The following is a 24637-nucleotide window of genomic DNA, read 5'->3' on the forward strand; positions in this document are numbered from 1 at the left end:
CACTCTCCTACAGACGCTTGGGAAGCGATCCAGATCTTGTACCCAATAGGTTGTGTCGATAGGTCATGATGTCATGCATGAGTACCTGTAGTTCTTTCGTTTTCGTCTCGTGTGCCTCGATTATCCCGTAATAGCGGTCGTCTAAGGATTCTTGGACTCTGACTGGGGAATACCCCAACCCTCCGGTACCTAAGGGAGATTGGCTCCTGTTCTGATCCGCAGCTACTTTCTTTCGCTCGAACAGAGGATCACTCATCTGTGCTTGAAGATTCTCGATATCATAGGCAAGCTGAGGATCCACGTAGTCACGGAACATGATGAATCCTTTCGTCCCATCATAGTCTGTGGTAGCCATGCCCCACCCGAGAGTTCCCCGTTTCTCGACATCGGTATCGGTGGCGATGAAATATAATCCATCAGCTTCAGGATCTGTGAATGCCCATTGCTTTCCTACGATCTTCATGTCTGAGGGTTTGATACCGAAAGATCCAGTCAGAGCCTTCTCGAGCGTTCCTCCTGCAAGGATGAAGTTGGTATTCGCAATAACCCTGAACCGCTCGAACATAGTTCCGTTCTCAGAGAGATCGGAAAAATCCCTATATGGAGACATCCCTTGGGCAACCTTGTCCAAAAGGACTTCCCTACTGTCATGCCGACTAGAGCGCATCTCTGGTTGTTGCACGAAGTCATAATTTATCAACAGATCATATCGCCCTTCTTCCACATCCTGAAGGAAAGTGGAAACATCACTGTGCTCAAGATTGTCGATTCGACGGGAAATATTCCCCTCGGACATGAGTTTTGACACCTTTTCGAGATTGCCCAGAACTTCCCTAGAGGCTTCTCCAGTCACAAAGATCCCTATCTGTTGTTGCAGTTGGGCGAAATCCTTGCCAAGCAAATCTGGATTCATGGCGATAGCCGCATCCACAGCCTCTGAAACACGCTCCTTCAATCTGCTTCTTTCGTTACCAAGATATTCTCCAGCACCTCTTGGGAAAACAGCAGATACCGCTTCATCGATATCTCTGGTGAGCACATCCCGTCTATCGGTCTGAGCGAAGCTGTATTTCTTTGTCAGGCGATCACCCGTCTCGGCTTTCATGAACCCCCGTTCGACAAAATCCCTGATTGCCGTTCCGAGTTGGCTATCGCTGACCGTAGGATCCCGTCTGAGTTGGTCAATGAAATCCAAAGCCAAAGGACTGTCGATACTGAAAGAATCCCGGATTCCAGAAAGAGTCGTGAGCTCTTGTCTAAGCGAATCGTCCTTGATCAATGCCAATTCTTCTGTTGCGATATATCGTCCTTCACCATCCTTGATGCTCTGGAGAGCAGTGGTCACCAACTCGACCTGAGACATCCCGCCATGCAACTTGGTCCTAACCGCTTGAGGTGTTTCATCCTTAGGAGCACCAGCTTGCCTCTGGACATACTCTGCTTGCCTATCCAACTCCTCTTGGTATGCAAGTCTTTCCTGCGCAACCTCTTTGCGACGCTGAGCGACCTTTTCTTCATAGGCACCCAACCACGAGGAACCAGTAGGGCTGCTAGGTATTCCAGTAGATTCGTCATCCACTCCACCCTCGGGTATCGCCTCTTCGATTTGACGAGCCACGATTTCTTGTGCTATTTCTTGGATGATCGGATCCGATTCAACCGATTCTTCGTCTGAAGGATTCCCAATGGGTTCTGTATTGATAGCAGGATCGAATGTCAGAGGGGCATTCGGAAGCTTGAACGAGGGACTCTTTGAGAGGAAGCTCGTCACTAGACGTTCTTGTTCGTCCACATACGTTTCTCCCCGTACTTGTAGCTCATCCACATCGATAGGAGGAGCTTCCCGGGTGCCAGCTTTGACCATTTGGTCATAATCTCCCTGGGGAATCTGACTGAACATCGGTGTATGGCCAACCGAGCCCAACAAATCTTGAGCCACCTTGGACACTTCCGACTCTTGCTCAAGGTATGCTTTTGTTAACCTCGCCTTAGCCTCTGTACGGTTCTTCAATGATATGGGACCTTCTTGCTGATCGATCGCCATCCTCGCCTGTGCAAGAGACTTTCCCGATGAGAGCAAAGCGTTACCTTGATTGACAAGTATTTCTTCCGAGACCTTATCTCGTTTCTTTGGATCATGGAACATGTCTACAAGCTGCCATTCATCTTGGGTAAGTACACGTCCCTCGTTGATTACCTTATTGAGACCTTGATACAACACATCGTCATTGTTCGCCAGCGCAGTGTTCTTTGTCTTGTACAATTCCAGTTTATGTCGTGCGGGTACTTGCTCTATCAAAGCATCGATCGATTCGATATCGAACAACTCCCCAGCGTCTCTCGCTCCCGCAATCTCTCCAAGAAGGATGTCCTTCTGCTGAGCGAATTGCATATCGATGTTCTTATCGTAATTGGTCTGGAACTCGGTGACACTTTTCCTCAACGCCCGTTCCTGTGGGGCATCGAGCTCCATTTCGCTACCGATCTCTTTTACCCGGGAATCCAAGGAATAACTGTCATCAAGATAATACTCTTGGTATTCACTCTGAAGTGTTTGCAAGGCTTTAAGTGGTGCGGTCGAGTATGAGAATTCCTCGACCATCTTGCCTACAGTATAATCATTGAAGATTCCCAAATCTTCGATGTGGGAACGGTAGTCGGAGACCGCATCAGAGAAACCCTTGTTGGGATCACTGGCAACCGTATCTCCGAATCCTTCGATCTCCACTTCAATTTCCGCCATTTGTGCATTGGTGCTGAGAATCGATGTCTTGCCCAAAGTCTCCTGTTTGAGTTGCGGAAGAAAACTCTCCATCAGCTCACGTCGGGCTCCGTCGCTCAAGAGTTGATTGTCCTGGATGGTGGATGCGATTTCGGAGAATTTCTCCTCGACCCGTTGGTTGTAGTTCTGGTAATCCCTATCGTACTGCAAGTCGTTGAGGAATTCGTCCACAGCCGTTTGGGCTCCCTTGTATTCCCGGGTGATATCGGTCTTTTCCTTTGCTTGATCCAAGGCCTTTTTTTGATTGTGCATGTCGGCGGCTATCCCCAACGCACTCCAACCGAGATTAGTGGCATTCTGTACACTATCCGCCTTCATTCCTTCTACATACGATCTGATGCCCATCCTATTCTCCTATGCGAACATGCCCGCACCATTGAGGGCTCCACCTAAAGTTCCACCTGCGATATCCCATAACTGGGCATCCTTCAAAGCATCCTTGCCTTCACTCTTCAAGTACTCGATATCCGAAGCCAGATACCCTCCCTGCAATTGATACATATCCTGTGTATGGGACAGGTTCTGGTCTAATTTGGTCAGTTGACGGTCCAATTCATTTTTGTTCTGATCAATTTTTCGGGCGTATGCTGCAGCTTGTTGGTTGGCGGATGTATAATTGCTCACCGCAGAGGCATAGGTTTGGTAATTAGACAGCTTGCTTTGCATCTTGGCTTGGGAAGTAGCGGACTGGGCTGACCTTTTAGCATTGTCCACCAGATTCAGCGCTGATCCAGTTCCACGAAATCCACTGGTCGCAGCTTGTTGTCGTGCATCACCAGCCTGTTGGGTATTCTGGACAGCCAAGGTCGCCAACTGCATGGCGTTGACCTCGCTTTGCATCGAACCCGCCTTGGAAGTCTGTTCCAACGCCATATCCCGGTTGTCGATAGTCTCCTGTCCAAGAAGGTCCAGCTCCGCATTGGCTTCGGATACCTGCTCTTTTGCTTGGGTGGTCGCCAGTTGATGGCTCTCTTTAGCTTGGTTGAATTGCGTGTCCAGAACCTGTTTCTGTCGATTCAGATCTTCCAATTTGTCACGGTATTCAGCCTCACGCTGTTTGGATTTGGACACACCGCTTGCAAGTCCGAGAGCACCTCCTGCGATAGCTCCTATCAAAAGCAAACTCATCAGGCCACCTCCAAGGCGTACACCATCGCAAGGATGGTGAGGGGTTCGTCTCCAATCGACCGGACCTCCATCTTCAATTCCTTGTCATAACCACCACCTAAACGAATGGCCACATCCCCTTCTTGTATATGCTTGCTATAAGTCTCCAACCCGTTGTAACCAGCCATGAAAGCCCCACTCTCCAGCAGACGCAACACGACTTTCGAGACCTTCTTGCTTTTACCAATGGAGGAACCACTCTCCAACTGCGTCTCGAACCTGTTGGAGACAAGTATCGAATCGAAAGGATCTGGTGTATCGGTATTGTGTTGGTCGCTATGGACGTTCGAATCCTCATCGAACCGTTCTATCGCTCGAGTACCATTTCGATTGATTACGATGCAGACACTTTGTCCTGTCGGAGTATCCAGGACTGCAACAGACTCCACCAAGCCAGAGAAGGTCCATTGGGACCACCCTTGGATCTGATAAAGCTTGTTGTAGGACAGGACCGCCATGGTCCCGTCATTGAGCACCATGTACGCCCGGGGTTCGGGAACCCTTTGGAATGCCCATTCCCGCACACCACTTGAGAGGATATGGTCGGCTGTGTAACTGATATCCGGAGAAGAGTATCCACCATTGGACATCACATACCCACGGCATCGTTTCTTTCCCGACTGGATGAACAGGACATCCTCATTGACATTCATTGCTTGCAAGGAAGCACTACCGTATGCCGAGACCTGCATGATCGACTGATTCAGCGCATCGATATTACCCGGCATGATCCATTCCCCACTCGAAGTCCCCACCAGAAGGTTCTGCCCCACGGTCAGCCATTCTATCCTGTCGTTTCGGTTCGAACCGACCTCGAGTACCATGGCATTGTCTGCACTGGTCACTTCTCGAATGATAGTCTGATCCTCGTATATTAAACTTTGGTCTTCTTCCCATCCTTCCGGCCATGGCGCATCCTTGATCACCTTATCAACCGAAGTCACGATATCGAATGTCCTAAAATCGTGTGTGACAAATGGTCTTGAAGCCCATAGTCGATATGGATGGTTCTCACTGGAGGCAAACCATAATCTGTTCGAACAATATGCCACGCATCCCGGGTAGTTGCCCGCACTCTGGAACATTCCTGCATACTTCGAATCGGTGGTAGGTTCCAAGGTGGACCACATGAAAGAACCGCCGATATAGGTAAGCATCTTGGGTGGATGGTTCCGATGAGCAAGATACAGAGTCTGGTAATCTTGGGTGAACTGCACTTCAGGTAGCTCGTCCGCAAGGTACGGTACAGGGAATCCCTCCACAGGATTTCCCTCATACATGAGCGGATACAACGAACCGTCCGAGTATCGGATGCTCAATTTCTGATTGGAAAGCTCAACCAAGAACGAAAGATGGACACTGATTGTGAAGGGAATGATTCGACACTCCCCTTCCAATGTTTCAAGCAGGACCGTACCCGGTCTACGGGTTACTCCTCCTTGGATCATGATCAGGAAATTCTCCAACTTTGAAACTCCACTATGGTAGATACCCAGATCAGGTCTTCCTCCCAATTTCGGAGAAACCTCACCAGAAGTGAAGTTGTTGACCAACACGTCGGCCATATCAGGCCTCCCTGCTGTTGTTGTGGCATTCGGCAGAAATCAACCCACTGGAAGCCCATGTGTATCTTTGGAGGACCACATTGTCCATCTTTCCATCGGGAACCAGTAATTGCGCAATTTCATATGCCAATGCATAGGCGACCAATTCGTAGAAATCCTTCGGCACGTGCTCACTGGGCAACTCCTCCATGATTCCATACACCATAGGATCCTCCAGATCGGTATAGATCCTACCTCCGGCTACCTCATAGGGAAAATCGGTGAACGCATGCACCACCTTCAGATAACCTTCAGGTAGCCTGTATCCATGTAAATACCCTCTGGAACCACCATCATCATCCGACGTATCCAAAGGAAGTTGAACGACCAAGAATGACCAATCGAATTCACGCATCGCCCTGACTTTCGCAAAGGGGAGATACAACCTGCACAGCCGGATCTCTCTGGATGGGGTTGCACTATCCAAATCGGATTGCGTGATTTCCCTATCGAACAGTGAGAGCGTGATGTTGAACAACTCCAATTCGGTCATGCCATGCTCCTGGAGAACAGGGGGCCGAAGCCCCCACTATCATTTCTTCGAGGCTGTCTTTTTCTCGACAGGCTCATCCGTGGACACCTTTTCAAGCAACTTGAATGTGATGTCCGTTCCCTTCGCCACCTTCAACGTCTGTCCCTTCTTGAGGAACATGCCGTTGTAGTAGCAATCCCGTTTAGCGATATATGTATCCATCACAAAGGCCTCACAAACCCACTGACGGATCCTCCGGTGAAGGTGTCAGCAGTGTCGTTCTTCAGACTTACCCGTACAATCTGGTCACATCCGTCTGGAAGTGCGACCTTGTACACCACCGCTCCCTCGACCAAGGCAGAAAGAGGAACAACCTCTCCGGATGCGACTTGGCGATACACTCCTTCGGGATTCTTGGTCTCCACGATGACCTGCAAAGTGGGAGAACCTGCAGATGTCGCCTTCTCCGTTAAATACACCTCCAGAACCTCATTGGTCTCTACCATCTGGTTCTTGGCATCGAAGTCAATCTCCACCCCGTTCTGGGTGGAATTCGCTCCCACATTGGTCAGTGGGAGCACGATCGGGTCGAATGCAGCCCGAGTTTTCTCAATCAGCATTGGATCACCTCCTCAAGCAATCTTGGACTCGGTCGCAAGCATCGAGTCACATCTGCGAATGATGAACGAGTCGAACATCACATCCCCGATCGCATTCTTCGGGACGCTGTCAACATACTTTGCCGGAACGATCCGCTTGGCGAAGGCCTTGCGCATGGAAGCGAGTGTGCGGTTGTTCGCATACAACTTCACCCTTCCTTGGAAGTCCACTGGCATCGCTGCGAATGCGTCATAGATCGCCGCTTCGAGCTTGCCCATGTTATCCAAAAGGTTGGCAGGGTCGTTGTCGATATTGGCGATACGGATGACACTCTTTCGGTTGGCGATCCCGAGACCTGCAGTACAAGCGTACTTGGTCTTTGCAACCTCGATGATGGTTCCGTCCGGCTGGGTTTCCGCTACATACGGATATGCAGTGAATTCCATACCGTTGTCCTTCTTGTGGCTCGGGTACATCAGGTGGGCACCTTCGTCGGTATCCCAATACACCATGAGAATGGAGGACATGCCGTTCGCATTGTCTCCACCCGCACCAATGGTGATAAAGGGAAGCTCTGCTTCTCGAGTCAACGATACACCGTCGATATCGGTGAGCTCACTGAACCGGGGCATGAATCCAAGGAATTTCCTAGGATCCTGATTGCGGTTGCCATACAGCAAGGCTTCTTCAAGATCCAGTCCGAGTCCCCTCAGGTGACGACTGTCCTCACGCCATCTGAGTTCCTTATCGTGGGGAGAAAGCGCCATCACCTTCTTAAGGGATCTTGACCAGGATTCGATCATACCGAGCTCTTCGGTATACTTCTCCATCGATCCCTTGTTGGGTTTGGCACCTTCATCCACTCCTACCCATGTACCTCTGGGTGGAGCTCCTTCACGCCCTCCGATATCCCGCAACATGTCGCTGGAGGATTTCCAAGGAGCATCGTTCCACATGGTGACCCGCTGAGTCACCTCATTTACTACGGGGACAAGGTCCTCGTTGTGTGTTGCGGCCGCTACATCCGCAAAAGTCAAATAATCAGGCATTCTGGCCTCCTATCAGTCTGGATAACGAACGGGAACCCGTGGGTTCCGTCCATTTGATCCTGTCGTATTGCTCCCGATAGAACCGTCTTCCTCTATCGATTCACCGATCCTCGAGAGCAATTCAGCCACCGCTGGATTGATACTCGCTCCGGTACGATCCAATGCACTAGCAAGGTCCTTGTCCTTCTGGACCAGAGCTATGTATGCCCGTGACATTGCTTTGCGTTTGCTCTCGTACTGGTCTGCCCAACTCTTTTTAAGCTGTGCTTCGCACCAATCCTTCCCTTTCTCCACCAGTTTTTGCATCGAACCGTTCTGAGCCTCGGAGAGCGCATCGAATACCTTCTCAGCTACTTCCTTCGGTACTCCCGAACTCTGCAACGTAGTCTTCAGGGAATCGGAGATGACTCCGAATGGATCACTATCCGCATCCAGACTCTTTTCGAATTCTTCATACTCTATGGGCTCTGTTTCCTTTGAAGCGCCTTCACCTTCCTCGCTCCCATCAGGTTTCGCCCCTCTCGTACTGCGTACGAAATCCGCCAGCGATGCGTATTGCTGGAGGTCGGACTCATTCTTCAGGTCATTCGGAAGCTGTGCCATCCACGCAGGACTGGTCGTGCCCTCATTTCCCTCAAGGGTATGTTCACCACCGCTTTGGCTTCCCTCAGGTTCCCCAAGCCCCTGCTGTTCCATCCCATCAGCTTCAGGCGCCCCCTTGGCATCAGGTTCTACACCAGTGTTGGTCCCATTGTTCACATCCATCGCTATTCTCCTTTCTCCGGTCAATCGACCGGGTTTTTCCATTCATGACTGAGCATCCAATCGATGAGATCAACCAAAGACTCCTCATCGAGCAATCCCAGGTCCTCCATCTTCCGGATACCGAAATTCCTCAACTCTACCGCTCCCGGCTCACAGGAAATTTGATCGAATACACCACATTCACGAAGTGTTCTTGCCAACTCATACTTGCCCTCTTGGGTGCGATACACATTCTTCAGTGCATTGCGTTTGCTCAAGGTCTCCCGATCTATCTGCTGTTCCCTGTTGATCATCTACCGACCACTCCCTGCATCATCTGTTGTGCACCTGTACCGTTCGTATGCGAAAGTTTGCCCATCGCATCGGCTTGGGCTTGCATCTGTTGGGCTTGTGCCTGTTGTTCGAGTATCTTCTGTTGCTGTTCCTTGATTTTCTTCACTTCGGCTTTTTCACGGATAATGGGCTGTGGCATACCATTGGCACTCATGGCCTGTCTTATGAGTTCATCGAAGTTCACATTCACCTGGGAATCGGGATTCAACTGCATCACAGCTGCCAAGGCTTGCATACCTTGTGTGATCCCTACCGTCTGATGGTATGCCTTCATGTTCTGGGCAAGAGGCCCATCCAACTCCACCTTGACCTGTCCATCTTTGGAAGCATTGACCAGTTCATCAGGAGGTGGCGGAAGCATCCCTCCTTTTCGCAGGATATGATAAGTGCGCATGATGAGCGGAGTGATCTTCTCCTCTTGCATATTGCCTATGATTGAGGACAAGAGGACCAACCCCTCTCCTTTGATTTCTCGGACTTCCGTGGCTGTCCTCTGTTGATCCTGACGCATCAGGATATTGAACAGATCGGAATACAACGATTGTTGGATCACCCTAGTCTGCATCTGGATCTCATTGGCCAGGTGGTTCAGATCCAATGTGGACGGAAAGAGCTTCGGCTCTCCTGTCTGCGCTAGATTCGCATAGTTGCGCCCGCCCGGATTTAGATTCAACCTACCCTTGAGGACCTCGGGTGCGAATATCGGAGGGTTGGCATTCTTGTCTGCTGCCATCAAGTACAGGTATGCCATCTTGTCCAACTTCTTGATCTCCTCGGCCAACTCGATGACCGGAGAACTTCCATAAGGACTCGTCCCATTCAGGAACCAGCGATGCACAGCAACGGGGAATTCATCGTAGCCACTTTCCAGGAACACCCTGTCCCCGGTATAGCTGTAATGGACTGAAGCATATTGCTTGCGTGTGGAAATGATCGCATTGCCATTCCTAGCCAAGGCATCCTTGCGAGGATAGATGGCATGGAGGAACTTGATTTTCTGATGCCCGGCATTGTTCTTGATCAGGCGCTTCACTTCTTCAGGAAGCTTCTCACCCCACTTCTTGTAGGCAATCCTCGCTGGGATCTCATACACCCGGTAGAACGTATCCACACGACGATTGTCGTTTTCGCTGATATAGAACTCTTGGGGATCGATGGTGTCGTACACCATAGCTCCATGTTTCAGGTCATCCACGATGAACTCTGCACTGGTGCCCTGCACGAACGCATCCTTGGTAGCCAAATGGGTTGAAGAATAGAAATTGCACTGGCTGAACACATTCAGCAATGTCGATACAACCAGCTCCAAGTGATCTTTTGCTCCGAAGATGTTGTCAGCATTCTGGAAGTTCTTTCCTTGGGTGGTGAAATTGAACCACCGGATATTCTGACTGATGAGGTATCCCATGATGCCGTTCACTGCTGTATTGGTAGCTTCTACCTGTACATTGGAATGCAATGGAATCGATTTGATCTTAGAATGTCCTAGATTGAATGCAGTGGTTCGATGCTTCACCAAAGCGCATGCTTCCCACCGGATCTCTTCGGTTGGTCTACGCACATTCTCCATATCGGACAATGTGTTTAACAATGACTGTTTTAGCTCTTCAAGCCGTTTGGTTTTTGCATCCACAACTCAAGTGAATCACATTGTAGAAATTTGATGGTGTCGTTTTGAGCAGATAAGATTGATCAGGATATTAACTATTATCCCATCTCGTTTTATCCTTTCATTTTTTGTTAATGGTGTTATGATTTAAATAATTACATTGGAGGCAAAAATGATAGTTGGACAAGGACAAACGTATGTATTTGGTGGAAAATCGTATAAATTGATTAACAAAATAAAAGAACTCCCTGTGGATTCAGGTGATTATAACCAACTAAGTGAAGCTTATATCTATGAAGCTGAATGTGAAGGTGAGCGCTGTACGGTAAAAGTCACTGAAAATAGTGAGGGAGAAGCCATCCTTACACCATTAAGTTCTTAGGTGAAGCAAAAAGAATCCACCTGACGTTATAAGGTCAGGAGACTTAGATGGGAAAGATTATCGGCTTAATGGCTACGATTTACGACAAAGATGAACAGGGGAACCCGACTGAGGAACAGCATTGGCTAGTTGAATCTAATAGAAGACAACTAATCGTTAAGATTAAAACTCACTTTGTCGAGCGCAGAATACGTTTCGATTTACTCATACGTGAATGTAATTCAATCAATTTTTGATTTTATCACATTGACTCCACGAACTCTATCGAGATACACAAAATCTTCATATGTTAGTTCAGGAAGAAGAAAATCCCTCAGGAAATTCTTGATTTGTAGAATGATAGCATCACTCATATCCAATTTTGTATAATCAATATAAACCTCGAAAGAATCATTCTCAATAATACTCCTCAATGTAGCTTCCGGAATCTCATCGAGATGAAAAGTAAAATTTAGCATTCCATTTTTCGATGGACTAAAAAGAATATGAGGATTTTCATCAGTTAATTGTATCTCCATCTCCTCATTCTTTATTGTTAACGTGCTGTCGAAGTATTTATTATTTCCTTCACTAGAGTAAGTGTACATAAAGGTAAGAGTGCATTGGATAGGATGAGCTTCATATGATGGGAAATAGTGGATGAAAACATTCGTGTCAAAATCTAGATTAAAGACTTTCTTGGTATGGTAAGGGTAATCAACAGGTTTGTCCCTTACAGTGAGCTGATAATCGTAAAATAAATAGTATCGAGAGTCTAATATATTCTTATCTGCTGCCCACACGAACGAAAAAGCAACTATTAAAGTAAATACTGTCAATATTTTTTTCATACTTCATTGTACCATCATTTATTTGTGCTTTATAGCTTAAATTCGTATAGTATAATTGGGTTCTTCAGAATGGTTCATATAGAGTTTCCTCAAGCTCACGACTACCCAACAATCGCTGACGCAACAACTCTTCAGCTGATATCAGATCCGGGAACGACAGGAACGGAATAACCTGATCATCGGTCAACTTGCTCAAAGCGTCGAGCATATCGTCGTGACTGGCATACGGATAAGCTAGATACTCATCGATAACAAACTCTTCGATGATATTGACCGTATTACCTTCCCAGTTCTTACGCCACACCACCTCCGGCATATAGATCCGTTGCTGACGGAACAACGGTTCGAGCGCTTCGATACGTAAACCTTTGGCACTGGTAGCCTTCACAGCATAGATGGGGAACCGATAGTTCCTCAGAGCCATCTGCTCCTCGATGTGTTGGATATCGGCTTGCATTCCCACTTCCTCGTAGAAAGTACCCAGTTGGGGACGGTATTTCTGATGGAGCATGAATAGAGCGTTGGTTCTTCCAGTGAGTGAAAGTTTATCTCTAACCACGTCAATAACGTAGTAATTTCTATCAGCGCCAAGGCCGATCACCCACATGACTGTGTAGTCCGACTTACGTTTCACCTTGTCGGCAGGATCGATGAGAATTAGTCGATTCAAGTTCTCGTAGATGGTCGGAACCCATGGTTTGATCCATTCTTTCAAGAAGCCCATGTTGCTGGACTGTCTTGGATCACACATCATCTGAGAAGCGAATACCCATGAACCTAACGCAGCTTTTCGCTTGGACAATATCTCCTTGGACAACAACACTGGATTGCCGAGTTCATCCACACACGGATACACCCGGGGAACTGCAGTCTTGGTCTTAATGATTTCAGCATACGTATCGGCATAATGGTATCGGGTACCGATGATCCTGATACGCACAGGCTTTCCAGGAGCACTCGCACCCGTATTGAGCGACATTTGGAAAGCTTGTGTGGTCCGTTCTATCATCTCAGGGGATGTCACCGAATCAAGGGTAACCACATCGTCGTACACAAGGATCGTGTAGTGTCCACCTGTCTTCTGCCCAGTTACCAGACCAGAAGCAGTGAGGGTATCCTCTTTCGCCCTGTTCTTGCGTTTTACCCGGATGGAGTCGGTAGTCCAGGGAATTCGTTGTCTTTTCCCCTCTTCATCGATATACGTACCTTTCAGGGGATCTTCCCAAAGGATCTCTGGGAACAACCACTTCAAGCGCCAGTTGGATTCCAACTCTGTCTTAACCTGGGATACGAAGGACTTCGCCAGCGTCTGGTTGAAGCTGTAGATACAGATCCTTTCCTCTGCATCGATGAGGATATCTTGGATGGTTTTAAGCCATGTGATGATGGTACTTTTATAGTGCTCACGAGCCCAGATATCCAGATACCCGTCAGGATTGGTCTGCACCTCCAGACATCGGTTATACAGCCAATCCCGGTTTATATCTTCCCGTTCGCATACAAAGACAGCCAGGAAGAAGATATCCTTCCTGACCATGAGACGCATCCATTGGCGCATCTCCTCCATCTTTCCCTGCTGTTCATAATCCTCCATGATCTGTTTGCATTGGAGGATGAACTTCTCACGAGGAGATGTCACCATCGCCCTCTCCTCGTAGCGCCAACAAGCGTTCAGTACGTTCTAGGAATTCCTTACTGATACGCAATGCAGTCTTGTCGTTCACATCGATGGATCCGGACACATCATGCTTCTCGGCAATTCCCAACGCATCACGCTTGGTCTTGACTGCAAACTCGGCAAGATTCTTCCATTGGGTTGCGTTGATATCAGACTCACGAAGGCAAGCAAGTTTCATCAGCAATACTTCCATCACCTCGTCAGCAAGTTGGATATGTTCCCGTGCTGCCTTGACCTGTTCGCTTTCCATTTCGTGACGCTTTTGCTCTTCGAGATGAAGTTCATAGGCTTCAACCCGAGATACCCAATTATTCCGTTTAGACCAAACCTGCAATTGAGACCTATAGGATTCCTTCCTACCATAGGCATGACATAGTGCCGCATGAGAACGAGTCCGCCCCATATCCCGATATCGACAGAACCACTCGTATGCCAATGCTGTCTCGCCTTCTTGCTTCTCCCATGCGTCCATAGCTTATCCTTGCACATTTCAGAAGTTGCGTGTTCTCACTTCGAGCAGTTAACTCAAGGGGATATCGAACGTGGTAATCCCATCATCTGCAGTAGCACCTGTCTCTATGAGCTTCTCGATCCTACTTCTGGCCATCCCGTAAGCTCTTGCACACTCAGAGAGAGATCTGTAACGATGTACTGTTGTACTCGTGTAAGCACAAACGACACTCCCAATCCGGTCCCGAGTGAGAGGATAGTCCAAGGTAATTCCATCGATGGCTGATCCTTTTCGGATTACCTCGGATACCTGCTCTTCGGTCCACCCCAACAACTCTGCAGCCTTCTTCTGTCCATTTGCTTCAGCAAACACCTTTCCGTCTTTCATTATCAACAGTTTCATCAATACGCCTTCCCATGCAACCGAGGTCGCCTCTTGTTGTATTTCATCTTCTCCAGTACATGTGCCTCGAGATCGATTCCCAGATACCCCGCCAGGTCGGCGATCCTGATCATAGCATCGGCCAACTCATCCTCCACCGTATCCTTCACAAAGAACTCAAAGGACGAATGACATTTCTTAGGACTATGGGAGAATTTCTCAATCACCTTCCGATACCGTTCAAGATCAGCCCGCTTGCCATTCCTGTCCGCCTCAAGAGCTTCGCTGAGCTCACTGTGTATCAGACAGAGCAATTCTCCCAGACTCTGCTCCTTGTGGTGAAATCCATGCTGCAACGCATTCCCGAAAGCCTTGTTTTGTAATTCCCTAATTGTCACATCAGCCTCTCTTCTTCCGGTAGTCTTCTCCGGTGAATTCTATGATCTTGCCCTCCCCGGCTACCCGGCTGAAAGCAGATATCCCTATGACACTCTCCAGATCCTTTCGATTCGAATTCGAAATCAGGACTGTCGGCTTCATCTCGTTGTACCGATCATTGATCAGCCGATACAGGTACACGAACTCGGTCTGGGTCCCATGCTTCTTGTCGATCTCGTCCACAACTAGGTAGTCGTAATCGGTAAAATCCCTGAGAACTTTCAACGGATCTCCCCCGTTGAACGAGGATCGAATGAGATCGAAGTAATCGGCAGCAAGGATGTACTGGGCATACCTTCCGGCTTCCCATTGCTTCCGGATTGCACAGAAAGCCAACATCGTTTTGCCTGTCCCGTTCGAACCATGGAGAATCCCGGATCTCCCTGAGGCCATATGCTTCACAATCGCCTTATCACGATCGTTTTGGCACACATAGTCTGCGAAGGTCTGGTTACGATAACGCAGTGGAATCGTCTCCAATCGGGATGCGAACAACTCTCGCTCATAGGCCTCCCGTTCGGACCGCACCATCTCATCGATCAGCGCATCCTCCTCCTGGGGAGTGCTCTGTTTACCAGTTTCCCGCTCCAGTTTGACGAGAATCTCATATACTCGGCTCGATGCATGGATCTCTGCAGATTGTTGATCGAATCTCTTTCCTCTCGGACATGGTTCAAAGCTCATCGTACCCTCCTGAATCGAATTCGTAGCCTTCCGGTCGCCATGTCTTGCCAGGACTGGCACGACCACGAGGAAGCTCACTCTTCTCCCAGGTACGGACGCTTGCCTTCCAGTCCTTCATCGGATTCTTTCCGACCTTCCAGCCCTTCGATTCGTAAAAATCCCAGAACTTCTGAGGATCCACCTCGTTCTTGCGCTCTTGGCAGTAGGCTGAGATCTCCTCCACTGTTGGTTTGAAGAATTTTGTGTGATTCTTCCCCTTGGGGGGGATAGATACTTTAGTATCTAGGGGGGGTATATTATTCTTAGGAGTAGGAGAAGGAGAAGGGGCACTAGGGCATGGGTTTAGCATGCTAACCGCATTGCCACTAGCATGCTCGCCGCATGCATCTTGCATGCTGTCAGCATTTTGAGCATCGTTTTGGCTGTCTTCACCCTTGTTCCATCTTGCCTCAGCCGCCTTCTTTGCTTTCTCACTTCGCTCTTCCGATCCGATTATCCAAGGCTGATGCTCTTCCCAGTCGTGAAGATAGAATCCTTCCTCTGTCTCATCGATAAGCCCTACATCAACAAGAGTAGAACCGAATGATCCTGTCTCACCATGCCAGTCTGCAAGGTCTTCGATATCTTCAAGATCGAATCCTTTGAGAAGACCGTCAGTGTACATTCTTCCTGCGATAGAGTAGAGCTTGATCAGTCCGTAAAAAGCTTCATACCCGCATCTTCGGATAATCTTCCGTACCTTGGGATGGTCAACGAAATTCAGGCTGAGGCGCATGTCATCTTTAGCCATGACTACTCTCCTTGGAGACTTTCCGATATCGACTGATGCCCCTGATAGAGACAATCCCGAAAAGAGCCTTGCGCTCCCTTACCCGTGCACTCACAACTGAATCCAATGCATCATCAGCAATCCCATGCTTCCTGAGGTTACGTTCCGTTAACCTGCTCATCTGCTTCAGGCTTCGAGTTTCACCTTCCGGCCAGTCCTTGAGCATGTCGATCACAGCTTGTGTCAATGAATAGCTCACAGTCCCTTCTCCTTTCTCAATCTCCGGATTTCCGCATCGTATTTCTCCGCCATTACCTTATAGGATCTCCACGGGAAACTTTCATACTTCAATGCGACTAGATCATTCACACGTTCTTCCCCAATCTTCTCTATCAGTTTTCTTGCATATTCTTTTTGCGTGATGCTTCCAAACCTGTTGCAAGAGACACATTGAGGCCATACATTGTCGTGTTCTACCTCAGTCCCACGGAAACGACGATGGATGAAGTGACCTCCATCACATTCGTTCCACTTCACTAGTTTCCCGCATGTGACGCACTGCACATATCCTGCTTCATTGGCCTCCTGCAAGCGACGAAGCTTACAGAAGGCAGTAAGTGCCTTGGTTCTATAATTCATGGGGCACCTCAGAATGGAATGTCGTCGTTGAAATGCTCAGGACCCGGGAAACCCTGTGGACCTGCCGGAGGATCGAATCCCGGTTGTTGGTTGAATCCATCGAAATTCCTTTGTTGTGGTGATGGAACCTGTTGTGGAGGTGGTGACGTTGGATATCCCTGAGGATGTTGTTGCGCAGCATGATTTGGATAACCGTTATTCACTTGATAGTTGTTCTGTGAATTTGCGGGAGCAGCCAAGAGCTCCAAATTCTGCACGTTGATCACTACTTTGCTTCTGTTCTGTCCGGTCTGTTGGTCTGTCCATGTCTGTTGTTTCAATCTGCCTTGGATAGCGATCTGTCTGCCTTTGGTGAGGTATTGCTGCAAACCTTCCGCTTGCTTTCCCCAAAGTGCCAGTTCAAAGAAATGACCTTGGTCTTGCCACGATCCATCCTGTTGCTTCATGGATTCGTTGCATGCGATGGACAGGTTCGAGACTGCCGTCCCACTGTTCGTATATTTCAATTCTGCATCCCGAGTGAGTCTTCCCACTAGGATGATTTGGTTGATATCCGCACTCATATTGCTTTGCTCCTTTTCATGTCGATGTAGGTGATGCCCAATGCATAGGCTTGCCATGCATCCGCAGAGAAGCCATAGAAGAATCCAGGTTGGGCTTTAGTCCCTTTTCCATAGTTGCGTTTTCCGGGTGCGAATCTATCAACCAGCGCTTGTCTGATGTTGCTGTCCTTAGCCCTGACTGAATTGCAGAGATTCATCTTCACGCTCTTCCTTGGTAAAGTTTCGACAACCAAATATTTTTGGGTAAACTGTTCGATGAACCGTCCGATCCATACGCAGGTCTCAAAAACATCCTTTCCAGCTGGCATTCCGGTTCCATAGTGGGCTACCATCTCGATCACCACCAAAGTATTTCCATGTATGTGTGGTGCAAGAATCTCCATAACCATGGCATTTTCAATTTTTACCGCTTTTATTGGGTTATACGTTTCGGCATCGATGACACAAATCCCACTTTGTACAGGACCTGGATCAATTGCAATCAGCTTCTTCATACATCCTCCCCGAGCAGTTCACTCTGTTCGTCCAGAGGAAGTTGCGCCCTCTTGCCTTTCACAAACTCTTCGGTCTCTTCCACTGCAGCCAACATCTTCTCAGTCTCATCAGCATCCATGAATCCCGGCCATTCGTCGGGATCCTTTCCCTCCCAGAACTCGGGATCATTTGATAGGCGTATCTTCGGTGTAGTGATCTTGTGTCCGACAAGATTGGCTGTATAGATCCCGGTAAGGCGATACCATAACCCTGTATCGTCCTTTCCGGATTCGAATCCATTGACCATGACCTTGTCCTGGACAGTCTCGAACTCCATCCGTCTGAGGAAGATTCCCTTGAGTCTTCCAATAGCTGCAGTCAGATCCTGTGAAGGATCCTCTTCGGTCTTGATGCGAAAGTCTCCGACCTCGGTCGAATAATCGACAAGCACCATCTTGGTATCGATTTTGATTTTCGTAATATCCATGACTATTCCTCTTGTAATTTGATTCCTACTTCCGAAGCCACCATATGCGCAGTCTCGATAAGAATTGCGCATTCCTGTGTTGATGAATCAGCTTCGGATATTCCCATGACACGGCCATAGATATCGGTCTGTACCGTGCCATCCAACTTCAACAACATTGGATATCCCATCTCCACCGCCCTATGTTTCACTTCCAGCTTGATCAGCTCGAAGGGCATTCCCGTGTATTCTGCAATCTGCTGGATGTGACCATTCAGATGGTGGGATTGGGATCGATGTCCGGTAGTCCTTGGTTTGCGAACCGTCTCGATGGTAATGGTGATGTGTCCATTGTGCTTATCATCCGAAGTCTGGAAGATCTGATCCAATTTCGGTTTGATATCACGTGGAGCAACCAGCGCCACCGTATCCCGTTTCGCAGTCCAAGAAACCTTCATCTAGAGCACCTCGTATGCGATTCCAGCAATCGACAAAGCAGAACGCACCTTCATGAATTCGGCATCTGTGCAAAGAAAACGGACGAGGACTTCTTTCTTCTGTGGAACACTCGGTGAATGGGTCATGAATGATGGAAGATCCTCCTCCTTCATGAAAGAAGGGATTTCATCGTGCGTAGGTACTTCGGCTACCGGGATCTCTGATTGTTCAACTGATTTCGTGAAAGCTTCGGCTTGTTCCTTGGCTCTCTTTTTCTCCTCAAGTAGACTCAACGACTGACCGAGATTTCCTGAAGTCTTGAATGCATCAAGTATCTGGTCTGTGAACTCACCAGCTACCGAAAGGATCGTAAGGATTCCATCCCTGCAGGTATTCACCTTCGTACCAATCTCTTCCTTGAGCTTGGTCGTGGGATTGCCTTTGGGTGTCCAGAATTTCTCTTGAAGCCAAGCAGGATCCTTCCTCCAACTCGTAGAGTTGAAGAACTCCTTCATCACTGCATCGAACTCAATTGAAGCCTGATCAAGCAATGCATCGATAACGACTCCCCTTTCCTCCCGGACCTGTTGCTCACTTTCCTTGATCTGCTGGTCGATACCAATGATAGGTTCGTCGAGTATATTCTTGAATTCCTTGATCTTCTTTTCGACTTCTTCGAAGGGAGCCATGAAGATCTTCTTCGCAGTTATCTTCTCATCGTTGATCTTATTGAACAGTCCTCTCAGATTCGCCAATGTTTTCTTTGCATCGGATATATCGGTGACCACCAACCCCTTATACTGTTCGGCTATTGCTTTCACCTTTGTCTCGAGTACATCAAGATTATCCTGTATCTTCCCATCCACTACTTGGATGACGGGTATCAATTCTTTGTTTTCCATAAGGATCTCCTAAAAGGGAATGGTTCCCCAACCCTTGGCAGCTTTTACGAAAGGGTTGTTCTTCAGTTTGCGATTACATTGGAAGTAATAGGCATTCACGAGATGGTTGAAGAAAATGGTCTTACGTTCAATCTCATCTTCTACTGGCTTGAAAGTAGGTGTTGCTTTTTCTTTATCCAGATGCAAGATTGCTAGGTTATCGATGGGACGTTCCGGGAACATCTCGTTGTACGCTTGCCTGTAAGCACAGACCTGCCAGTACATCTCGTCCCAGATTCCCTTGGAGGTCTTGAAGTCGATCAGATACCTATGTCCATTCACTATTGCGATGGCATCGAACCGTCCAGCGTATCCAATCGTTGTACAGACAACTTCAACTTCAGATTCCAACCATTCGAGATTGTTCTTGGATTCCCACGAGAGAAAGGCTTGGAAACCATTCTTTGCTTCATCACATGTCAAAGAGGGATATGGATCATGACCTTCGATGTACATCTGTATCGCATGGTGACATTGAGTTCCTGCATCTGCAGCGCCATCACGTTTTATGACATATGCTTTTCTGGCCTGTTCAAAAATTCCCTCAATAGCGTGAACATCCTCTTTCGACTTCATCAGATTGTAGGTACTCAACAACCTATCCTTGTCAAAATTCTCTTCATGCAGAAGAGAGATGAATTCATCAATCAAAGAAGTATTTCCACCCAACACATCCAAACGCTCTTGGATATAATCCACAGCACAATTGGCAGCCCATCCTAGCAATGCTGGTTTATTCACTATTCCAGTAATGGTAGTTACTGAAGGGTATTCCACTCCGTTATTCAAATATGCCATCTCACACCCCCAGACTTGCTTTGGCCCGATTGATGATCTCTTGGGCTTCTTCGAATGTGATGCCTGACACTGCTTTCTGTAGAAGATACGACTTACCTGCAGGATCGCTCATTCGCTCAGCTAAAGAACGCATCTCGGTTGTCTGGGCTACTGTTATCCGGGAAGGTGGCTGTGTGGTATTTGGAGCTTCTTGTTGAGTCTGGTTTGGTATAGGTGACGATGTGGGCTGTGGCATCGACGGAGCAACCATGGCATTCATAAGATCTTGCCATCCGGTATGTTCTCCTATCTCCACGACCATCGGAATTCGCCCGGTCCTATCCTTGCTGTCGAATAGACCTCCTTGGGAAGGAGTGAAGAGAGATCGAACGAAATCATCACCCTGCTTTTGGATTCCTAGGTAGCTGATTACATCTACCATGTTGGGAATTTCATCAGAGAGCTTTGTTGCTACTTGGATACGCTTCTCCAAACCCTGCTCGGTGCTGATTTCCGACACGTGGGAAACGATGATGACATGTTTTCCCGTATCCCGAAGCCACTTGATGAAGTTACGCATCTGTTTTTTCACTTCACCCCACCCGGCCATGGTGAGCGCACCATCTCCGGTACGGTACTGTTTTCCCCGGATATTGGGTGAATCGATAAGCTTCTCCATAGCTTCACCCAAGGGATCGATCACAACCGTATCGTGGTCTCTAAGTAGCAAAGCCAATTCATTGATATCCTGTGGACTGAACCAACCTCTCATGCGAACTACGTCTGCATTGATACCTCGTTCGCCCAAGTACTTGGTTCCATTCTCGAAGTCGAGAATGAGCGGTCTGGGAGCAGATGCTGCGAATGTGGTCTTGCCAGCTCCCCCTTTCCCGTATACAATCATCACTAGGTTATCAGAGGCTTTGATTGCTTTGGTGTTTTCAAGTGTCATGTGGTAATCTCCTTTATGTCGGATGCGTCACCATCCGACTTTTTTATCGAATTGAGTTCCATTTCGAGATCTACAATCTTCTTCTTGCTTTTAAACCAGCAATCCCGGAACTGATTTCGTTCTCGTTCAATTACGTTTGAGTGGCTCTGAAGGTTTGCTCTCTCATCTTTCTCGTTCTCCAATTCGGCTTGGAGGGCGAAAACTTCCTCTTCCAGATCCTCGATCCTCATTCGAAGCCAATCCGATTCTTCCATACGCTGGATTGTCTGTTCCTCAATTTCCTGTCTGGTCTGTAAAATGATGCCCATCGTTTGGCTGGCCATCTGTGCCACCCAGCTTTTTGCCATATCGTCACTCTTCATGGTGACCTCCTTGGTATTACTCATCGGCCTTGTCCTTTCGGTCCATGACCAACTGTTTCACGATCCTTATCGCTCATAGCTCCCACCTTCACGACCATATACAGGCCGATAACAATAAGAACCAAAAGCAATCCCACTACGATTTGTAAAAATGCTCCCATAGAACCTCCTGAAAATCTGGCACGTTTTGCGGATCTCCCGGTGTGCCACCCCGGTCAATGAAGGATTGACGAAATCCCCGTCCGACTCTGTGTATGACGCTGTCCGTTATGACTTCTCACCCATACGGACTATTGAAAGGTCTCCGGACGGCTCTCCGGAAAGAGTTGTCAGTTACGGCTAACCCTTATCAGAAAAATCAGTATGCTGATTTAGCATCCACACGATGTTCAGTGATGAATTTATCCAGATCATCTTTATTGAACCTGACCGCCCTTCCGAACTTGATATAGGGAACCTTGTTCAACATCACAAGCTTCCTCATGTAGGAAGGTGCATATCGCAAATATTTCGCAGCTTCATCAACTGTTAGGAGTTTCATGCTTTTCCTCCGACAAAAAAGAGGCATCACCCACCCGTGGTTGTTCACGGACAGACGATGCCTCTTGAGTTTCATTGTTAACTGATGAAAGGACTGATTGTGCCTTCTCGATTATTGCTCGGCGGTAGAATTCTGATTTGCGGAGACCACAAACCTTACTTGCATCGAGAACCATTTTTCTTTCGGGTTGTGAAAGAGCACCTACCCAGAGTTGTTTATTTTTCTGATTCGTTAATGTTTGTTCGTTCATGTGCCCATTATCTTTTCTGATTCGTTAAATGTCAATAGATTTGTGAAAATTTTTTAACTATTCAGTTAAGATTGTGGTATAATAAAGATATGAAAATTGACGCAATCTCTTTTTGGCAAAGGGTCGAAGAAGAGTGGAGCAAGACTGGTTTATCTAAAACCGAGTTTTGTGCTCAGACCAACGGGGAAATCAATTTCGGGACATGGTCTAACAAGAAAAGTTTAGGCAAGATACCGAACCTAGAACTGGCATCCGCTTTTGCAGAAGCACTTGGAGTGTCTCTCGACTACCTCATCTCCGGCAAAGAAACCACCGACCCTCTAACAACCCTCCTCCAATCAAACCCCACCATCAAACATATCGCCTTCCGCCTCACCAAATGCGACACCCAACAACTCCATTGCGTAAACTCCTTGCTGGACACCTGGAGGATTGATCGGATGCCGGGGGAAGGCATGAGTCCGGGAGCGATTCTTGCGTAATTTACAAGTTCCCGAGTGGAGGGGTTGGGTGAGGTGAGGTGAGGTGAGGTGTGTAAAAAGTCGAAAAAACTATAAGGAATGACCATGGAATTTACAAGATTTTTAAATTGGATAGACTCTATTCCAGAATATTATCATTCAAAATTAGCAATCCAGATCAAGGATGAGACGATTCAATATACCGACGATAATAATAATTATGAGATATTGAGATCTGAAATTGAAGCGATACCTCTGTTAGATGACCAGCATCCACATGACTTGTTCTATGATGAACATACTTATGAGGTTCCGATAACTACAACAAGTTTAGGAAGAACACCTCACCTTTCATATTTAAGGAATCATAACAGATATGCACAATTTGAAGATACCGAAAATGGGTTTACATATTCCTTATCTAAACCTTCGTTAACCTTCGTTCTAAATTACGTATTTAGAGCACCCCCCAGCGAACTACACTATCATCTACGTCACAGACTCTATGATAATAGACCAATTTCCTATGATTCCTTGGACGAATCTGAAGAGGTTAAGGTTAGTACAATTGAAAGATTATTTCATTTAATGCTAAGAATAACCGTTCGTAGAACGTTAAAAATCGAGAGTCGAGAACAACTTATAAGTATTGAGAAATTTGAAAATCTTGCGAACGCATTCTCATTTAACTTCTCCTATAATTTTAATGCGACCATACAATTCAGACGATCAGAAAATCATGATAAAGACCACCTTATTTCCAAATTATTTAAAAATAATTCTTCGACTGATGAACTCGATCCTCCAAAGAGAATATATAACGCAGAACTATTAGCGAAGTATAATATGGCCGTTTCATCCGACAATCCCTTTGTTATGTATCTGGGATTTTACCATGTTATAGAGTTCTTTTTTGAGTCAGTGTTCAAGGAAGATCTTATTACACAACTGCGTAACGAAATAACACATCCAAAATTTTCGACAAAGAGAAACAGCGATATGCAGAAAATCATCGACCTAATAAAGAAAAGGGTAAAATCTAATCTAAATGATTTTCAGGGAACTGAAGAAGAAGCATTAAAATTGACTCTTTCAAAATATTTAGAACTCGATAATCTAAAAACTTTTCTTTCATCAAATAATAATTTAGATGAATACTATCAAAATAATGATGTATCCTTTTCATCTGGTACTAAGTTTGCAATTATGAATGACCCAGATGATAAAATTATAAGAAATATTTCATCTAGAATTTATAAAACAAGAAATGCTCTTGTACATAGCAAATCCAACGACTTTTTGCAAACACCAAGAGGAGTTTACCATCCATTAAAACACGAAAAGGCACTCATAATGGAAATTCCATTGCTGAAATTTATTGCTGAAAATTTGATAATTAAACATTCACAACCTGTATAGGTATCACTACTAGCAATTTCATGGTTATAGAAACAATACTTCTGAGAATTTTTCTTTATTTGTAAAGTATGATTTGTCATACTACCTCTAGTAACCTTTCATAAATAAAGGAGATAGCTATGCAGGGAAAAACTGGTGAGAAATGTCAACAGAGTGGAGTATACAAATGTAATATTCATCCAAGTCAGACCATCCCACTTTCAAGAGGTGAAACATTCCCTCCATGCAAAGGTGGTACTGGAATTGGGCATGCGGCGGTTTGGGTTCTTGTTCGTAGAGCCTAAATACTATCAACCTAATCTTATTTTTCCTCCGAAAGATTTGGAGATAATTCTTTAGTTAAATTACAATCCGCTTCTG

34 protein-coding genes are annotated in these 24637 nt (G+C 46.9%); 4 read left to right on the forward strand and 30 right to left on the reverse strand.

The window, feature by feature from the left end; all coding sequences use genetic code 11:
• Positions 1-7 precede the first annotated feature (7 nt).
• The 10 genes from ACODJP_RS00075 to ACODJP_RS00120 are packed head-to-tail and all read right to left on the reverse strand — an operon-like array spanning position 8 to position 10405.
• Complete coding sequence (locus tag ACODJP_RS00075) at positions 8-3127, reverse strand: hypothetical protein (protein ID WP_422477193.1); 3120 nt, start codon at positions 3125-3127, stop codon at positions 8-10.
• 9 nt (positions 3128-3136) lie between these two features.
• Complete coding sequence (locus ACODJP_RS00080; protein WP_422477195.1) at positions 3137-3910, reverse strand: hypothetical protein; 774 nt, start codon at positions 3908-3910, stop codon at positions 3137-3139.
• Entirely contained in the window at positions 3910-5514 is a 1605-nt protein-coding gene (locus ACODJP_RS00085) for a hypothetical protein (RefSeq protein WP_422477197.1), read from the reverse strand. The genes ACODJP_RS00080 and ACODJP_RS00085 overlap by 1 nt, the downstream gene beginning before the upstream one ends.
• Position 5515: 1 nt before the next feature.
• A complete protein-coding gene (locus ACODJP_RS00090; RefSeq protein ID WP_422477199.1) occupies positions 5516-6046 on the reverse strand; it encodes a hypothetical protein in 531 nt (176 codons plus the stop codon).
• A 39-nt stretch (positions 6047-6085) separates the two neighbouring features.
• Complete coding sequence (locus ACODJP_RS00095) at positions 6086-6247, reverse strand: hypothetical protein (protein WP_422477201.1); 162 nt, start codon at positions 6245-6247, stop codon at positions 6086-6088.
• Positions 6247-6645 (reverse strand): hypothetical protein, encoded by a 399-nt coding sequence (locus ACODJP_RS00100; RefSeq protein ID WP_422477203.1) that lies wholly within the window; start codon positions 6643-6645, stop codon positions 6247-6249. Before ACODJP_RS00100 ends, ACODJP_RS00095 begins: the two co-directional genes overlap by 1 nt.
• A 12-nt stretch (positions 6646-6657) precedes the next feature.
• Entirely contained in the window at positions 6658-7674 is a 1017-nt protein-coding gene (locus tag ACODJP_RS00105) for a major capsid protein (RefSeq protein ID WP_422477205.1), read from the reverse strand.
• Positions 7675-7686: 12 nt separating this feature from the next.
• On the reverse strand, positions 7687-8439 hold the full coding sequence (locus ACODJP_RS00110; protein ID WP_422477207.1) for a hypothetical protein: 753 nt from the start codon (positions 8437-8439) through the stop codon (positions 7687-7689).
• 20 nt (positions 8440-8459) lie between these two features.
• On the reverse strand, positions 8460-8732 hold the full coding sequence (locus tag ACODJP_RS00115) for a hypothetical protein (protein WP_422477209.1): 273 nt from the start codon (positions 8730-8732) through the stop codon (positions 8460-8462).
• Positions 8729-10405: a portal protein gene (locus tag ACODJP_RS00120; RefSeq protein ID WP_422477211.1), complete on the reverse strand. Its 1677-nt coding sequence runs from the start codon at positions 10403-10405 to the stop codon at positions 8729-8731. Before ACODJP_RS00120 ends, ACODJP_RS00115 begins: the two co-directional genes overlap by 4 nt.
• A gap of 148 nt (positions 10406-10553) precedes the next feature.
• On the opposite strand from ACODJP_RS00120, the gene ACODJP_RS00125 reads away from it, so the two are divergent.
• Positions 10554-10763 (forward strand): hypothetical protein, encoded by a 210-nt coding sequence (locus tag ACODJP_RS00125; protein ID WP_422477213.1) that lies wholly within the window; start codon positions 10554-10556, stop codon positions 10761-10763.
• A 47-nt stretch (positions 10764-10810) separates the two neighbouring features.
• Complete coding sequence (locus ACODJP_RS00130; protein WP_422477215.1) at positions 10811-10999, forward strand: hypothetical protein; 189 nt, start codon at positions 10811-10813, stop codon at positions 10997-10999.
• Here ACODJP_RS00130 and ACODJP_RS00135 read toward each other — a convergent pair.
• The 20 genes from ACODJP_RS00135 to ACODJP_RS00230 all read right to left on the reverse strand — a co-directional run bounded on the left by ACODJP_RS00135 (position 10985) and on the right by ACODJP_RS00230 (position 22397).
• Positions 10985-11593, reverse strand: coding sequence for a hypothetical protein (locus ACODJP_RS00135; RefSeq protein WP_422477217.1), 609 nt, complete (start codon positions 11591-11593; stop codon positions 10985-10987). The two genes, ACODJP_RS00130 and ACODJP_RS00135, sit on opposite strands and share 15 nt — an antisense overlap.
• Positions 11594-11657: 64 nt before the next feature.
• Positions 11658-13235: a phage terminase large subunit gene (terL, locus tag ACODJP_RS00140; protein WP_422477219.1), complete on the reverse strand. Its 1578-nt coding sequence runs from the start codon at positions 13233-13235 to the stop codon at positions 11658-11660.
• Positions 13216-13743 (reverse strand): hypothetical protein, encoded by a 528-nt coding sequence (locus ACODJP_RS00145; RefSeq protein ID WP_422477221.1) that lies wholly within the window; start codon positions 13741-13743, stop codon positions 13216-13218. Before ACODJP_RS00145 ends, terL begins: the two co-directional genes overlap by 20 nt.
• A gap of 48 nt (positions 13744-13791) precedes the next feature.
• Positions 13792-14124, reverse strand: coding sequence for a hypothetical protein (locus ACODJP_RS00150; RefSeq protein ID WP_422477223.1), 333 nt, complete (start codon positions 14122-14124; stop codon positions 13792-13794).
• Positions 14124-14501 carry a hypothetical protein gene (locus ACODJP_RS00155; protein WP_422477225.1) on the reverse strand — a complete coding sequence of 126 codons (378 nt, stop codon included), beginning with the start codon at positions 14499-14501 and terminating at the stop codon, positions 14124-14126. Before ACODJP_RS00155 ends, ACODJP_RS00150 begins: the two co-directional genes overlap by 1 nt.
• Before the next feature lies 1 nt (position 14502).
• The gene (locus ACODJP_RS00160) at positions 14503-15225 is read right to left on the reverse strand and encodes an ATP-binding protein (protein WP_422477227.1); all 723 of its coding nucleotides are present in this window, start codon (positions 15223-15225) and stop codon (positions 14503-14505) included.
• Positions 15215-16015, reverse strand: a complete 801-nt coding sequence (locus tag ACODJP_RS00165) for a hypothetical protein (protein WP_422477229.1) — start codon at positions 16013-16015, stop codon at positions 15215-15217. The genes ACODJP_RS00160 and ACODJP_RS00165 overlap by 11 nt, the downstream gene beginning before the upstream one ends.
• Positions 16008-16253: a hypothetical protein gene (locus ACODJP_RS00170; protein WP_422477231.1), complete on the reverse strand. Its 246-nt coding sequence runs from the start codon at positions 16251-16253 to the stop codon at positions 16008-16010. The genes ACODJP_RS00165 and ACODJP_RS00170 overlap by 8 nt, the downstream gene beginning before the upstream one ends.
• Positions 16250-16633, reverse strand: coding sequence for a recombination protein NinG (locus tag ACODJP_RS00175; RefSeq protein ID WP_422477233.1), 384 nt, complete (start codon positions 16631-16633; stop codon positions 16250-16252). The genes ACODJP_RS00170 and ACODJP_RS00175 overlap by 4 nt, the downstream gene beginning before the upstream one ends.
• 8 nt (positions 16634-16641) lie before the next feature.
• Positions 16642-17196, reverse strand: coding sequence for a single-stranded DNA-binding protein (locus ACODJP_RS00180; protein ID WP_422477235.1), 555 nt, complete (start codon positions 17194-17196; stop codon positions 16642-16644).
• The gene (locus ACODJP_RS00185) at positions 17193-17690 is read right to left on the reverse strand and encodes a hypothetical protein (RefSeq protein ID WP_422477237.1); all 498 of its coding nucleotides are present in this window, start codon (positions 17688-17690) and stop codon (positions 17193-17195) included. Before ACODJP_RS00185 ends, ACODJP_RS00180 begins: the two co-directional genes overlap by 4 nt.
• The gene (locus tag ACODJP_RS00190) at positions 17687-18157 is read right to left on the reverse strand and encodes a hypothetical protein (protein ID WP_422477239.1); all 471 of its coding nucleotides are present in this window, start codon (positions 18155-18157) and stop codon (positions 17687-17689) included. Before ACODJP_RS00190 ends, ACODJP_RS00185 begins: the two co-directional genes overlap by 4 nt.
• Before the next feature lie 2 nt (positions 18158-18159).
• Positions 18160-18594, reverse strand: coding sequence for a hypothetical protein (locus ACODJP_RS00195; RefSeq protein ID WP_422477241.1), 435 nt, complete (start codon positions 18592-18594; stop codon positions 18160-18162).
• Positions 18595-19476 carry a DUF1351 domain-containing protein gene (locus ACODJP_RS00200; protein ID WP_422477243.1) on the reverse strand — a complete coding sequence of 294 codons (882 nt, stop codon included), beginning with the start codon at positions 19474-19476 and terminating at the stop codon, positions 18595-18597.
• Positions 19477-19485: 9 nt separating this feature from the next.
• Positions 19486-20313 carry a hypothetical protein gene (locus ACODJP_RS00205; RefSeq protein WP_422477245.1) on the reverse strand — a complete coding sequence of 276 codons (828 nt, stop codon included), beginning with the start codon at positions 20311-20313 and terminating at the stop codon, positions 19486-19488.
• Position 20314: 1 nt separating this feature from the next.
• The gene (locus tag ACODJP_RS00210) at positions 20315-21244 is read right to left on the reverse strand and encodes an ATP-binding protein (protein WP_422477247.1); all 930 of its coding nucleotides are present in this window, start codon (positions 21242-21244) and stop codon (positions 20315-20317) included.
• Complete coding sequence (locus ACODJP_RS00215) at positions 21241-21606, reverse strand: hypothetical protein (RefSeq protein WP_422477249.1); 366 nt, start codon at positions 21604-21606, stop codon at positions 21241-21243. The genes ACODJP_RS00210 and ACODJP_RS00215 overlap by 4 nt, the downstream gene beginning before the upstream one ends.
• A gap of 20 nt (positions 21607-21626) precedes the next feature.
• On the reverse strand, positions 21627-21767 hold the full coding sequence (locus ACODJP_RS00220) for a hypothetical protein (RefSeq protein WP_422477251.1): 141 nt from the start codon (positions 21765-21767) through the stop codon (positions 21627-21629).
• A 197-nt stretch (positions 21768-21964) separates the two neighbouring features.
• Positions 21965-22147, reverse strand: coding sequence for a helix-turn-helix domain-containing protein (locus ACODJP_RS00225; protein WP_422477253.1), 183 nt, complete (start codon positions 22145-22147; stop codon positions 21965-21967).
• The gene (locus ACODJP_RS00230) at positions 22128-22397 is read right to left on the reverse strand and encodes a hypothetical protein (protein WP_422477255.1); all 270 of its coding nucleotides are present in this window, start codon (positions 22395-22397) and stop codon (positions 22128-22130) included. Before ACODJP_RS00230 ends, ACODJP_RS00225 begins: the two co-directional genes overlap by 20 nt.
• Positions 22398-22486: 89 nt before the next feature.
• Between ACODJP_RS00230 and ACODJP_RS00235 the strand changes: the two genes are divergently transcribed.
• Both ACODJP_RS00235 and ACODJP_RS00240 read left to right on the forward strand, forming a co-directional pair.
• On the forward strand, positions 22487-22879 hold the full coding sequence (locus ACODJP_RS00235) for a hypothetical protein (protein ID WP_422477257.1): 393 nt from the start codon (positions 22487-22489) through the stop codon (positions 22877-22879).
• A gap of 84 nt (positions 22880-22963) precedes the next feature.
• Complete coding sequence (locus tag ACODJP_RS00240; RefSeq protein WP_422477259.1) at positions 22964-24277, forward strand: hypothetical protein; 1314 nt, start codon at positions 22964-22966, stop codon at positions 24275-24277.
• Positions 24278-24637: the final 360 nt, after the last annotated feature.

It is taken from the genome of Pleomorphochaeta sp. DL1XJH-081 (assembly GCF_049310885.1).
Lineage (GTDB): Bacteria > Spirochaetota > Spirochaetia > Sphaerochaetales > Sphaerochaetaceae > CAYZJV01.